Annotated in this window: 16 protein-coding genes; 6 read left to right on the plus strand and 10 right to left on the minus strand. The window is 64.7% G+C overall.

The window, feature by feature from the left end; all coding sequences use genetic code 11:
- Positions 1 to 6 precede the first annotated feature (6 nt).
- The 8 genes from flgG to ABID26_RS06855 form a co-directional block, all read right to left on the minus strand.
- Positions 7 to 795 (minus strand): flagellar basal-body rod protein FlgG, encoded by a 789-nt coding sequence (flgG, locus tag ABID26_RS06820; RefSeq protein WP_292110665.1) that lies wholly within the window; start codon positions 793 to 795, stop codon positions 7 to 9.
- Positions 796 to 804: 9 nt separating this feature from the next.
- Positions 805 to 1134 (minus strand): flagellar hook-basal body complex protein FliE, encoded by a 330-nt coding sequence (locus ABID26_RS06825; protein WP_292302724.1) that lies wholly within the window; start codon positions 1132 to 1134, stop codon positions 805 to 807.
- Positions 1131 to 1550 (minus strand): flagellar basal body rod protein FlgC, encoded by a 420-nt coding sequence (gene flgC / locus ABID26_RS06830; RefSeq protein ID WP_059184407.1) that lies wholly within the window; start codon positions 1548 to 1550, stop codon positions 1131 to 1133. Before flgC ends, ABID26_RS06825 begins: the two co-directional genes overlap by 4 nt.
- Positions 1551 to 1552: 2 nt before the next feature.
- Positions 1553 to 1933 (minus strand): flagellar basal body rod protein FlgB, encoded by a 381-nt coding sequence (flgB, locus tag ABID26_RS06835; protein WP_126098117.1) that lies wholly within the window; start codon positions 1931 to 1933, stop codon positions 1553 to 1555.
- Between the two features lie 105 nt (positions 1934 to 2038).
- The gene (locus tag ABID26_RS06840) at positions 2039 to 2701 is read right to left on the minus strand and encodes a hypothetical protein (RefSeq protein ID WP_292302725.1); all 663 of its coding nucleotides are present in this window, start codon (positions 2699 to 2701) and stop codon (positions 2039 to 2041) included.
- The gene (gene fliI, locus ABID26_RS06845; RefSeq protein WP_292342711.1) at positions 2682 to 4103 is read right to left on the minus strand and encodes a flagellar protein export ATPase FliI; all 1422 of its coding nucleotides are present in this window, start codon (positions 4101 to 4103) and stop codon (positions 2682 to 2684) included. The genes ABID26_RS06840 and fliI overlap by 20 nt, the downstream gene beginning before the upstream one ends.
- 4 nt (positions 4104 to 4107) lie before the next feature.
- Complete coding sequence (gene flgF / locus ABID26_RS06850; protein WP_292303333.1) at positions 4108 to 4830, minus strand: flagellar basal-body rod protein FlgF; 723 nt, start codon at positions 4828 to 4830, stop codon at positions 4108 to 4110.
- A gap of 7 nt (positions 4831 to 4837) precedes the next feature.
- Entirely contained in the window at positions 4838 to 5614 is a 777-nt protein-coding gene (locus tag ABID26_RS06855) for a DUF1217 domain-containing protein (RefSeq protein WP_292303331.1), read from the minus strand.
- A 145-nt stretch (positions 5615 to 5759) separates the two neighbouring features.
- Here ABID26_RS06855 and motA point away from each other — a divergent pair, with 145 nt between their 5' ends.
- The 6 genes from motA to ABID26_RS06885 are packed head-to-tail and all read left to right on the plus strand — an operon-like array spanning position 5760 to position 10647.
- Entirely contained in the window at positions 5760 to 6635 is an 876-nt protein-coding gene (gene motA / locus ABID26_RS06860; RefSeq protein ID WP_126087864.1) for a flagellar motor stator protein MotA, read from the plus strand.
- A gap of 34 nt (positions 6636 to 6669) precedes the next feature.
- Positions 6670 to 7605: a FliM/FliN family flagellar motor switch protein gene (locus ABID26_RS06865; protein WP_354414635.1), complete on the plus strand. Its 936-nt coding sequence runs from the start codon at positions 6670 to 6672 to the stop codon at positions 7603 to 7605.
- Positions 7606 to 7635: 30 nt separating this feature from the next.
- Positions 7636 to 8022, plus strand: coding sequence for a flagellar motor switch protein FliN (fliN, locus tag ABID26_RS06870; RefSeq protein WP_126098123.1), 387 nt, complete (start codon positions 7636 to 7638; stop codon positions 8020 to 8022).
- Positions 8023 to 8062: 40 nt separating this feature from the next.
- Positions 8063 to 9082 (plus strand): flagellar motor switch protein FliG, encoded by a 1020-nt coding sequence (locus ABID26_RS06875; protein WP_292342709.1) that lies wholly within the window; start codon positions 8063 to 8065, stop codon positions 9080 to 9082.
- Positions 9083 to 9106: 24 nt separating this feature from the next.
- Positions 9107 to 10189 carry a flagellar biosynthesis protein FlhB gene (gene flhB, locus ABID26_RS06880; RefSeq protein WP_292342708.1) on the plus strand — a complete coding sequence of 361 codons (1083 nt, stop codon included), beginning with the start codon at positions 9107 to 9109 and terminating at the stop codon, positions 10187 to 10189.
- 20 nt (positions 10190 to 10209) lie between these two features.
- Positions 10210 to 10647 (plus strand): hypothetical protein, encoded by a 438-nt coding sequence (locus ABID26_RS06885; RefSeq protein WP_292342707.1) that lies wholly within the window; start codon positions 10210 to 10212, stop codon positions 10645 to 10647.
- Positions 10648 to 10681: 34 nt separating this feature from the next.
- Here ABID26_RS06885 and ABID26_RS06890 read toward each other — a convergent pair whose 3' ends face one another.
- Together ABID26_RS06890 and ABID26_RS06895 are read right to left on the minus strand one after the other, a co-directional pair.
- Positions 10682 to 11452: a helix-turn-helix transcriptional regulator gene (locus ABID26_RS06890; RefSeq protein ID WP_292342706.1), complete on the minus strand. Its 771-nt coding sequence runs from the start codon at positions 11450 to 11452 to the stop codon at positions 10682 to 10684.
- The gene (locus ABID26_RS06895; RefSeq protein WP_126098128.1) at positions 11449 to 12159 is read right to left on the minus strand and encodes a helix-turn-helix transcriptional regulator; all 711 of its coding nucleotides are present in this window, start codon (positions 12157 to 12159) and stop codon (positions 11449 to 11451) included. The genes ABID26_RS06890 and ABID26_RS06895 overlap by 4 nt, the downstream gene beginning before the upstream one ends.
- Positions 12160 to 12212 lie beyond the last annotated feature (53 nt).

Genomic DNA, 12212 nt, shown 5'->3' on the forward strand with positions numbered 1-12212 from the left:
TATCCGTTACCTGATGTTCTTGGAGACCACCGAGGCCATGTCGTCGGCGGCCTGGATGACCTTGGAGTTCATTTCATAGGCGCGCTGCGCCGAGATCAGCTCGGTGATTTCCTTGACCGGATCGACGTTGGAGGATTCCAGATAGCCCTGCTCGATCGTGGCGAAGCCGGGATCGCCTGGAACGCCGACATTGGCAGGACCGGAAGCCGCCGTCTCCTGGAACAGATTGTCGCCGAGCGGCGCCAGGCCCGCTTCATTGGCGAAGTTGGCGATCTGGAGCTGGCCGAGAAGCTGCAGGTCGGTCTGGCCGTCGATGCGGGCAAAGACCTGGCCGGTCTTGTTGACGATGACCTCGACCGCGTCGGTCGGCACGGTGATCGCCGGAACGACGCTGGCGCCGTCGACGGTGACCAACTGCCCGGTGGCATTGGTGTTGAATGCGCCGGCGCGGGAGTAGAGCGTGCTGCCATCAGCGCCCTCGATCTGGAACCAGCCCCTGCCGGTCAGCGCCAGGTCGAAGCTGTTGCCGGTGCTGGTCAGTTCGCCCTGCGTGTGGACGTTGCGCACGGCCGTCGTCTTGACACCGAGCCCGATCGAGACGCCCTCGGGCACCAGCGAGGTGTTCGAGCGGTTGGGCACCCCTTGAGTGCGATCGACCTGATAGAGCAGGTCGGAGAATTCGGCCCGGGCGCGCTTGTAGCCGGTGGTGTTGATGTTGGCGATGTTGTTGGCGATGACTTCCAGATTGGTCTGCTGGGCGTTCATGCCGGTCGCGGCGATGGCAAGGGCTTTCATGACGCGGTCCTAGATATTCATGCGACTGATTTCGAGGTAGGCCGAGACGACCTTGTCGCGGATGGCGATGGTCGTCTGCAGGGCCTGCTGGGCGCTCAGCACCGCATCGACAACCTGCCGGGTGTCGGCATCGCCCTTGAGCGCCTGGATCGACATCTGCTCGGCGCCCTGCAGCGTGTTGACGGTCTTGGTCGCCGCGTGGCTGAGGACCTCGGCGAAGCTGCTGCCGACGCTTTCGCTCGCCTGCGTCCCGACACCGCCCTGAAGCAGGCCCGGCGAGCCGGCTTCCGCGCCGTCGATTGCCGGTTTGAACTGTAGTGCCCCGATACCGCCGATCATTGCTGGTTCCTCATCAGGTCGATGGTCATGGAAATCAGATCGCGAGCCTGCTTGATGACCTGCAGGTTGGCCTCGTACGAGCGGTTCGCCTCGCTCATGTCCGCCATTTCGACCAGCACGTTGACGTTGGGCATCTTGACGTAGCCTTTGTCGTCGGCGGCTTCGTTGCCGGGCTGGAACTCGATCGGGAAGTCGGACGGGTCGCGCGCGATCGAGCTCACCTCGACCAGCGAGCCGCCAGACGCGCGGTCGAGCTCGGATTGGAAGGTGATCGTCTTGCGGCGATAGGGGTCGGCGCCGGGCGTATTGCCCGTCGATTGCGCGTTGGCGAGGTTCTCCGACACCACGCGCAGGCGCTCCGACTGGGCGCCAAGGCCGGATGAAGCGACTTTGAGGGCTGCGGTCAGCGCGTCCATGATCAGCTCTTCACCACCATGGTCATCATCGAATGGAAGGCCTTGACGATCGCCGTGTTGAGCTCGAAGGAGCGGCGCACTTCGCCGGCTTTCATCAACTCGTCTTCGAGAACGACCGTGTTCTTCGACGGCATGATCGAGCCGGTTTGCTCCTCCGGCTTGACGTTGAAGCCGGCATTGGTCGCCTCCGCGCCGAGATGGCCGGCCTCGGTGGCCTTCAACGTCACCGCTGTGCGGTCGAGAACCTTTTCGAATGGCTCGACATCGTTTGCCGTGTAGCCCGGCGTGTTGGCGTTGGCGATGTTGGAAGCGATCGCCGACTGGCGCACGGCCAGCCATTGCGACTGCCGGGTGGCGAGGTCAAAGAGGTTGACGGGTTCCATGGGACTCTCCGGGCGAGTACGCACAAGACTAGGCCGCCAGTCTTGCGCGGACCTTGCGCGGGACGAGCCCGCGGTCCGCAAAGCGCCATCACCAGGGGCGCGCCGTCACCTGGAAAGCTCGAGCACCTTGTTGGCGTCCGTGACGATGACCCATTTGCCGCCGCGCTGCTCGATCGAGGCGACGCGACTGGAATCGGGCAGAACCGAGCCGCGCTGGACGATCCACAGGCCTGTATCGTCCTCGATCATGGCGCGGCCGTTGGCGACATGCACCATCTTGAATCCCGATACGGCGGGGAAGGGCTGCTCATCGGGCGCCGGCGCTGGGGCCGGGTCATCCTGTACCGTTCCGGTGGCAAGCAGGTCGATATCGGCATTGGGAACGTCCTTCGCCGTCAGCGGTCCGCTGCGTTCGGCTGCAACCCCGCCGCCCGTGCGACCGGAATTGCTGCCGCTGCCGCCGAATTTGATGGCCTGCACGCCGAACTGCTCCTGGTTGAAGAAAATGTACCAGGGAAACAGCGCGCAGATCAGCCCGAGCGTGATGCCGAGCGCCGCGATGACGAAATCGCTGCGCCGGTCCGCTTTCCTGTTGGCCAGGCGCGGGAATTCGGCTCGCGGCGGCTGCGGCCACTCCACCTTCTTCGGGAATAGGCCGTTGATGAGTGACTCGCGGCTGGCGTCGGCCTCCTCGGCGGCCTTGGCCTCTGCGATCATCTCGCGCAGCATGCGCTCGGTGTGCTGAAGATCAGTCTCCTTGGTCGCCATTCTGCTTCCCCTTGAGATGGCGGGCGAGATCGGCGAAAGGATCGGCCGACGCGCGGTCCTTCGGCGACTGCGTGAGCGCCTCGTAGATCAGCGGCACCTGGCGCACGGCGATGTCGAGCTCGGCATCGGCGCCGCCCTGATAGGCGCCGAGCAGGCGGATGTCGCGCGTGTCCTCGAAGCGCGCGATCATCGACTTCAGCCTGGTCACCAGCATGCGCTGCTCGGCGCTCCAGGCCTTATCGGCGAGACGCGAGATCGACGACAGCGGATTGACCGGCGGATAGCGGCCCTGCTCGGCGATCGCGCGGTCGAGCACGACATGGCCGTCGAGGATGCCGCGCACCGAATCGGCGACCGGATCGTTGTGGTCGTCGCCGTCGACCAGCACCGAGATGATGGCTGTGATCGAGCCCCTGCCTTTAACCCCGGGCCCCTCGGCGCCCGGTCCGGCCCTTTCGAGCAGCTTCGGCAGGTCGGTGAAGACCGATGCCGGGTAGCCGCGCGCGACCGGCGGCTCGCCGGTTCCCGTCGCCACCTCGCGCAGCGCGTGGGCGAAGCGGGTGATCGAATCCAGCACCAGGAGCACACGATGGCCCTGGTCGCGGAAATGCTCGGCCACGCACATGGCGGTGTCGGGCGCGCGCCGGCGCATCATGGCGCTCTCGTCGCTGGTGGCGACCACGGCAACGGTCTTTGTCATGCTGTCGGCGCCGATCGTGTCCTCGAGGAATTCGCGCACCTCGCGGCCGCGCTCGCCGATCAGCGCGACGACGACGGTGTCGAAGGCCTCGGCGCCGGCGAGCATGGCAAGCAGCGTCGACTTGCCGACGCCGGAGCCGGCGAAGATACCGAGCCGCTGGCCGAAGCAGAGCGGCGTGAAGATGTCGATCACCCGCACGCCGGTCAGGAAGCTCGTGCCGACCCGCTGACGCGACATGGCGCCAGGCGTCAGTGCGTGCGCGCTATCGGCGGCGTCGGGCCTGGCCAGCGGCGGGCCGCCGTCGATGACGCGGGTCAAGGCGTCTATCGCGCGTCCGCGCCAGGAAGCGTGCGGCGCGACTGCGAGCGGACCGCGCCGGAACACGGCGTCGCCGATGCCGGCGTCGGCGCTGCGCTCGAACGGCGCCACCACCACCTCGTCGCGGCCTATCCTGACGATCTCGCCGCGGCGCGTGCCGGCCTTGCCGCGCTGCTCGACGATGTCGCCGAGCCTGGCGATGTCGGAGAGGCCGCCGACCTTATAGTGGGTGGGCGAGACCTCGACGACGCGGCCGCCGCGGCTGAGCACATTTTCCGGATTGTCGAACCGCCGCCAGACGCGTTCGAGAGCGGCCAGCCGATCCGTCGGGCCGCCTTCGGCAAGCCTCTCTGGCGCGCGCAGCAGGGACGAGCCGGTCGCCATGCCGCTACTTCGAACCGAGCGTCTTGATGGCGTCGTCGGTGGAGGAAGCGCTCTGCCGGATCAGCGCCGCCGTGTTCTCGAAGGCGCGCTGCACCTGGATCAGCCGGGTCATCTCCAGCACCGGATTGACGTTGGACTCTTCCAGAAACCCTTGCGCGACGCCGACGTCGGAACGGTCGGTGACCGGTTCCGGGGCGCGCGCGGGCACGATGCCCGAATTGCCGTAGCGGACAAAATTGTCGCCGGGGTCGAAATCATAAAGGCCGATGGCGCCGACAAGCTGGTCGTTCTGCCTGAGCGAGCCGTCGGCGCCGGCCTTGGGCGGGCCGTTGCGCGGATCGAGCTGGATCGGCGCGCCGCCGCCGTCCAGCACCGGATAGCCTTCGATCGACATCAGCTCGCCGTTCTCGTTCATGGAGAAGCGGCCGTCGCGGGTCATCACCGTTCCTGCCGGCGTCTCGATGGCGAACCAGGCGTCGCCTTGTATGGCGAAGTCGAAAGGATTGCCGGTTTCGGTCAGCGAGCCGTGCGCGGTGGAAAGATAGGTCTTGCCGGAGGATGCGAAGGAGACCGACTTCGGCCCGGTGCCGGAGACCACGTCCTCGAATTTCACGCCGGTGGCGCGAAAGCCGATGGTCGAGGCGTTGGCGACATTGTCGGCGATGGTGTCGAGGCGCCGCTCGAGCGCAATCTGCGAGGAGAGGGCGACATAGAGACTGTCCTGCATGGTGTTCTCAGAATTTCAGCTTCTGCATGGCCATCATCAGATCGGTCGAGATACCGACCGTGGTCGGTTGTGCGAAGAGCACGCTGACCGACGTCACGGCACTGGAGGTTGGGTTGTTGATCTCCCACAGGCTGGTGAAGCGGGTCAGGAACTTGTTCAACTTGTCGGGGTCCTTGAAGTCGGCGATATCGAGCTTCTGCTCGAACGCCTGCGCCTGCTTGTCGATATCGGCGGAGGCGAAGGCGTCGGGCAGACCGAGCGCGGTGCGGACGACGCTCGAAAGTGCGGTGTCGGCGAGCACGTCATACCAGTTGGTGATATTTGGCGCCTTGCGCTGGAAATAGAGCGCCAGCCGCACGCCCTGATTGGTCTCGCCGGCATTCTCCTCCAGCGTCTGGCGCATGTATTTGTCGACGGCGCCTTGCTGGGCGGAGGGAAAGAGGGTGGCGGTCGAGCCATAGGCCGCGAAGTTGAAAGCCTTGACGAAGTCGGCGTAGCGCTTGTCGCTCAGCTTGTTGGCGAAGCTGTCGGAGTCGGACACGCCTTCCTTGAGCGCCTTGACCATGAAGGCCTTGGCATAGGCCATGTCCTCCAGCCCGTACGCCTTCATGGCATAGTTGAAGAGCCGTGTGTTGTTGACGAAATCGTCGATGGTTTTGACGTTGCCGATATTGGCCAAATAGTAGTCGGTCTCGCGCTTCACGACGGGCTGCGACTCGACCTGGTCGATCGCCTTGGGGATGTCCCTGGCGATGAGCTGGTAGCTCGTGTAGGTGTTCAACATATGCGCCTCCGGCCGAAGCTATCCAGGAATGATAGCGAAGCTCCCTTGTGCGAAGCTGAATCGGTTTCCCGCGTCGCGATTCAAGCCTCACACAAGGCACGAGGACTATCCCTGATCCACGACGTGACATGCGGAAGGACCTGTCGTGGGTATTCTGATCGGACTTGTGGTGACGCTTGGCTGCGTTCTTGGCGGCTTCATGGCCATGGGCGGCCATCTGCATGTGCTGATGCAGCCATGGGAAGCGGTGGTCATCTGCGGCGCCGCGCTCGGCACCTTCCTCGTGGCCAATCCGATGAAGACGGTTAAGGACACTGGCAAGGGCATTCTCGAAGCCTTCAAGCAGGCGGTGCCGAAGGAGCGCGACTATCTCGAAACGCTCGGCGTCCTGCACAGCCTGATGCGCGAATTGCGCTCGAAATCGCGCAGCGAGGTCGAGGCGCATATCGACAATCCGGAAGAGTCGGCGATTTTCCAAGCGTTCCCGACCGTCTTGAAGAACCACGATCTGACGCATTTCATCTGCGACTATTGCCGCATCATCATCATCGGCAATGCGCGCTCGCACGAGATCGAGGCGCTGATGGATGAAGAAATCCAGACGATCCGCACCGACAAGCTGAAGGCCTATCACGCGATGGTCGCGGTCGGCGACGGCCTGCCGGCGCTCGGCATCGTCGCCGCCGTGCTCGGCGTGGTGAAGGCGATGGGCGCGCTCGACCAGTCGCCGGAAATCCTCGGCGGCCTGATCGGCGCCGCACTCGTCGGAACCTTCCTCGGCATTTTCCTGTCCTATGCCGTGGTCGGTCCGGTCGCCACCAAGATCAAGACGGTGCGCGAGAAGAAGAACCGCCTCTACATCATCGTCAAGCAGACGCTGCTCGCTTACATGAACGGCGCCTTGCCGCAGGTCGCGATCGAGTTCGGCCGCAAGACCATTTCCTCCTATGAGCGCCCGACGATCGATGCCGTCGAGCAGAGCACGATGAATACAGGCACCGCCGAGAAGAAGGCGGCCTGAGCATGCAGAACGTCAGTCAGGGCCGCTTGCCGTCATGACCAGTCCGGGCAGTCCGTCGCAAACCCGGGCTTTGATCATCGAGCGTCTGGTCGGCGACAGCGGCGAGGCCGCGCAGGTGATCGGCGTCGGCCGCGGCATGGCCGAACGCTCGCTGCCGCTGCTGCAGAAGGCGCTTGCGAGTGAGCTCGGCGCGCCGGTCACGGTCGACCTGCAGGCCGTCGAAGTGGGCCGCGTTCCCGATGCGCGCATGCGCGCCGGCGAAACCTTCGCCATGACGATCGTTTCTTCGCCGACCTCGGCCGACGCCGTGACGCTCGTCATGGACGCGCCGGCGATCGCGGTCATGGTCTCGGCGCTGTTCGGCGGCGACCCGGACCAGCCGGTGGCGCCGATCCAGCGCGACCTGTCGCAGATCGAGACCGATGTCGCGACCACGGTCTTCCAGGAGGTCGCGGTGGCGCTGAACGGATCGGGCAGGCGTTCGCTCGACCTGCGTTTGCCGGTCCCCAGGGCGATGTCCGGCAACGAGGCAAAACGGCGCGTGCTGCGCGACGGGGCGGCGATCCGCATCGTCTACGGCATATCCACGCCGACCGACGCCGGGATGATCACGGTGATGATCCCGCAGCGCATCCTGCTGGCGACGCGCGGCGCCACCGCCCATCAAGGCGACGACGACGCGACGGAGTTCGACTGGCGGGCCCGGTTCTCGGAAGAAGTGATGCGCTCGGCCGTGCGGCTCGAGGCCACCATGCCACTCGCCCGGCTGACGCTTGGCGATCTCGCCGCCTTCCAGCCCGGCCAGGTGATCGAGTTCGAGGAAAACGCGCAGCTGCAGGCCAGGCTCAGCGCGCGCGACAAGACGCTTTTTGTCTGCGAGTTCGGCAAGCTCGGACAGAATTACACGGTTCGCATCCGGCATCCCCACGATGGCGGGCAGGATTTTATCGACGGATTGATGCCGGGCTGAGGCCGGGCTTGGGAATATTGGAGACGAGGCATGGCAAAGACCAAGGTGGAAGCCGAACCCGAAGCCGACCAGCCGGACGAGCAGCTCGACCGAGCCATCGAGGAACTGCGCGGCGTGCTGCGGGAAGAGGAACAAAGGCCGGACGCCGCCCTCCAGGCAGGAGCCAATTCCTCGATCATCATGACGATCCCGGTCGACGTGCAGATCATCCTCGGCAGCACCGAAATGCCGGTTTCGGAGCTGATGGCACTGCAGAAGGGCTCGACCGTGGCGCTTAACCGCCGCATCGGCGAGCCGGTCGACGTGGTGGTCAACGGCCGCAGGATTGCACGCGGCGAGATCACAGTGCTGGAGCACGATCCGTCGCGCTTCGGCATCAGGTTGACCGAGATCATCGCCGCGACGAAGAGCGCCTGAGCGTGGACGGCGAGAGCACTGACCGGCAGCGGAGCAAAGCATGATGACGTCATTGACGCTGACGCGCCCGCAAAAGGCCGCCGCGATCCTGGTGGCGATGGGCAAGCCCTCGGCCAGCCGGCTGCTCAAATTCTTCAAGCAGGAAGAGCTGAAGGCGCTGATCGAAGGCGCGCGGCTGCTGCGCACCATCCCGCAAGCCGATCTGGAGCGCATCGTCGCGGAATTCGAGGCCGAATTCACCGAAGGCGCCGGCCTGCTCGATTCGGCCGATCGGATGGACACGATCCTCAACGAATCGCTGTCGCCCGAGGAAATGAGCGCCATCATGGGGGAGAAGAAATTCGAGCCGACGCCGGAAGGGCTTCCGCCGATCTGGCCGGATCTCGAAAAGCTCGAGCCCGCGCGTCTTGGGACCTTCCTCGCCGGCGAACACCCGCAGACGTCCGCCATGGTGTTGTCGAAGCTTGCGCCGCAGACTGCCGCCAATGTGCTCTTGACGATGGAAAAGCCGATACGCAGCCAGATCATCAAGCGCATGGTGACGATGGCCAATATTCCGGATGCGGCGACCAGGATCGTCGAGAACCAGCTGCGCGCCAGCGTGCTTTCGCAAAAAGCGAGCAGGGACACGTCGGCCGGCCAGGAGCGCGTCGCCAGCGTGCTCAACGAAATGGCCAAGCCCGAGCTCGATGAGCTCATGCAGGATCTGGAAGAGGCCGGCACGCCCGACCTCGCCGGCGTCAAGTCGCGCCTCTTTGCCTTTGACGATCTTCCGCTGCTCACCCAGAAGGCGCGCGTGCTTCTGTTCGACGGATTGTCGACCGAGCTCGTCACGCTGGCGCTGCGCGGCGCGCCGGCGGCGCTCACCGAATCGGTGCTGTCGGCGATCGGCGCACGCTCACGCCGCATGATCGAATCCGAGCTCGGACAGGGATCGGAAGGCATTGCGCTCACCGACATCATGGCGGCACGCAAGACGGTCGCGGTGGCGACCATCCGTCTGTCGCGGCAAGGAGCATTCGAGCTTCCGGCGACGCAGACCGCCGCCGAAGCAGCCTGACGGCGGCAATACGGTCAGGGCACCATGGCTGAGGCGGTCGACAAGGATTCCAAAACCGAGGAAGCCACAGAAAAGAAGATCCGCGACACGATCGAACAGGGCAAGCTGCCCCATTCGCGCGAGACGGCCATCTTTGCCTCCTTCCTTGCCATACTGGTGTTCACCGTCTTCTACGCCAAGGACGCCATCGTCAACCTCGGCATGTTCCTCGCCATGTTCCTGGAGAAGCCCGAGGCGTGGCCGATGGACACCGAGACCGATGTCATCACGCTCTACCAGCAGGTCTTGATCGAGGTCGGCCGCGCCGTCGTCAGCCTGCTGGTGCTGCTGGTGGTTGCCGGCGTCGGGGCTTCGGTGTTTCAGAACATACCGCAAATTGTCGGCGAACGGATCAGGCCGCAACTGTCGCGCATTTCGATCGCCAAGGGCTGGAGCCGCTTGTTCGGCGTGCAAGGCTTCGTCGAATTCGGCAAGTCGCTGGCCAAGCTTGCGTTTGCCATCGCCGTGCTCACCTTCACGGTGTCGGAGGATCATCGCAGACTCCTTGCCGGCATGATCACCAACCCGATGTCGTTCGGCATGGTCATCCGCAGCATATTTGTCGACATCCTGGTGGCGATCGTCTTCGTCATGGGGCTGATTGCGGTCGCCGACATCGTCTGGTCGCGCTTCCACTGGCGGCGCGACCTGCGCATGACCAAGCAGGAAGTGAAGGACGAGATGAAGCAGTCGGAGGGCGATCCGATCGTCAAGTCGCGCCTGCGCTCGCTGGCGCGCGACCGTGCGCGGCGGCGCATGATGACGGCGGTGCCGCGCGCGACGCTCATCATTGCCAATCCGACGCACTATTCCATCGCGCTGAAATATGTCCGCGAGGAGGACTCCGCTCCGCTGGTGCTCGCCAAGGGCCAGGATCTGGTGGCGCTGAAAATTCGCGAGATCGCCAGGGAGCACAACATCCCGGTCTTCGAGGACGTGGCGCTTGCCCGCTCCATGTACAAGCAAGTTTCGGTTGATAGCGTGATCCCGTCGCAATTCTACCAGGCCGTCGCCGAGCTGGTGCGGATCGTCTACTCGAAGAAGGCCGAGCGAAAAGTAACCCAATGAACGGACGCCGCTTGTAATCCATGAACCGGCAACCACACGCCAATTCACGCGAGCAGATCGTCGCCAGCTCCATCCAGGACGTGGTCGGCGAGTTGCGCCTGATCGAGGTCGCCGACTACATCGCCTTCATCCGGCTGGAGCATTTCGCCTGCCTGTCGGACCTGGTGGACTCGGCCGCGGAACTTTACTTCCAGCCGGGCACGCTCAGGCTTGGCCATGGCGGCGAAGCGCATGTCGACTGGACGGGCCATCCGCGCATCGTGCTCGATCTCGAGCTTCGGCCGCGCGGCGTCACTGTCTACTTCCAACTGACGCTGACCGAGCAGGGGGCGTCCGTGGTCGTCAACTACGTGTCTTTCGAGAAGCCGGGCGAGACGCCGGAGCACAACACGGCCCTGCTCGAGGACGCGATCGAGCAGGCACGCATCCGCAAAACGGAGCCGCTCGCCTACCCCTGACGGCAATTTGGGAGTGACGCTTGGCCTGGGCGAATTACTCGATCAGGCCAAGACGCAGCGCCTTGGCGACCGCCTGGTTGCGGTTGACCGCGTTGAGCTTCTGCGTCGACTGGGTCAGGTACTGGTTGGCGGTGTGCACCGACAGTTTCAGGAGCTTTGCGATCTCCTCGCTGGTGTTGCCATTGGCGGTCAGCTTCAGACATTCGAGCTCGCGCTTGGAGATGGCGCGCGTCCTGCCTGTCTCGCCTGGACGGATGCGGGCGATCGCGGCGAACAGCGCAAAGCAGCGCGCGTGGATTTCGCAAAGCGTGTCGTCCGACAGCGTGATGTCCGGCCCCAGGAAGACCACCAGCCCGCACTGGCCGCGATCCGCATGCACCGGAAAGGCGATGCCATTGGTGCCTGGCGCCGGCGATGAGGCTGCCTCGGCCCATGTCAGGCTCTCCAGCGTCCGCCGCGAGCCGGCCATGTCGTCGTCGGCCCACCAGCGCGGCGTCGTCGAGATGCGGCTGTGGCGCACCATCTCCTCGCCGCTGGCGCCCGAGATGAATTTGGTCGTGACGGCGGTCGACGGATAGTCGGAATCGAAGCAGGCGACGAGGCGGGCGCGCTCCAGCGAAGGGCTGACGAAGAACAGCCCGAAGCTGGAAGCGTTGATGTCGACGGCAATCCAGCGGCATCGGCGCACGGCATCCGGGATGGTCACCGCGTGATGCGTCTCCGATCCGAGCGAGAAGGCGCCGAACGGATTGCGCTGATCGTTGAAAAGGGCGGCCGCGGCCTCCCTGACCTGTGCGTGCTTCAAATGATGCCGCTCCTGATCGCGGTCGCAATCGCCATCGCGCGGTTGCTGGCCGCGAATTTCTGGATGGCATGCGTGATGTAGCTGTTGACGGTGTTCGACGAGACACCAAGGATGAGTGCCACCTCGTCGGTGGTCTTGCCTTCAGACACCCAGAACAGGCATTCGCGCTCGCGGTCGGACAGCGGATCCTGCATCGATGCCTCGGCGATCAATTGCGGGATGCTGGACAGCGCGTAGCAGCATTTCAGCTGCGCCTTCATCAGGGCCGGAAGGTCGATCTTGTCGGGCTCGGCGGCGGAAAACAGCACGAACAGGCGCTGGCGGCCGACATTCAGCCTGAGCGAGTAGATTTCGGCATGGCCGAGCACGTCGAGCAGCCTTGCCTCCTCGCCGCTCAGCAGCGCGCCGGCGTCGGGCGCGTGGGCTGCGACCAGTGGTCTGGGACGTACGCCGGGAGCCGCCGTCAGCGGTCCCAGCGCAAGATTGGCAATCAGCCTTTTGCCGATCAGCTCGATGGCGTCGAAAATCCAGTTCGACGACACGATGCGCGCATCGTTGCGGTCCTGGTCGTGGACGATGGCGACCAGCATGTAGCTGTCGGCGCCGATGTCGGCGGCAAGCTGCATGAAGAAGCTGGTGAGATCGCCGCGGGACGCCAGGCGCGAGCCTGAAGCGTCGGGTTGGAGAAGCGCGGCGGGACTGCTCATCTTGATATTCTGGCCGGAATCGATCCCTGTGCCCGGTGCCGGCATCAGCCAGC

It is taken from the genome of Mesorhizobium shonense (genome assembly GCF_040545255.1).
Classification (GTDB): domain Bacteria; phylum Pseudomonadota; class Alphaproteobacteria; order Rhizobiales; family Rhizobiaceae; genus Mesorhizobium; species Mesorhizobium shonense.